1 protein-coding gene is annotated in these 250 nt (G+C 62.8%); it reads left to right on the top strand.

The genetic code is table 11. The features are described from left to right. Positions 1 to 250: hypothetical protein (locus R0J92_RS25185; protein WP_411053695.1), on the top strand; the 250-nt coding region annotated here is incomplete at both ends.

Raw genomic sequence — 250 nt, 5'->3', positions numbered from 1 at the left:
AAAGCTCGCCGAGGAAGACCAGATCCGGTTGCGGATTGCCAACGCCCTGCTGATCGGGCCGGATTGGCTTGTGCTCGACGACATTCTGGAGGGGCTGGAAGAGGAGACCCAGCACGAGCTGGCGCAAGTTCTGTCGCGCATGACAGATACCACCCTCATCTATATCGGCCGGTGCTCCGCCTTCGAAGCCGTCGCCCAACCGCGGCTCATCCACCTTCAGCCGCTGTCGTTCGGCACCTCAGAGACGCCC

This window comes from Tritonibacter sp. SIMBA_163, from assembly GCF_046535935.1.
In the GTDB taxonomy this organism is placed as follows: domain Bacteria; phylum Pseudomonadota; class Alphaproteobacteria; order Rhodobacterales; family Rhodobacteraceae; genus Epibacterium; species Epibacterium scottomollicae.
Note: the sequence above shows the minus strand (reverse complement) of the source record. Positions and strands in the feature narration are given on the sequence as shown.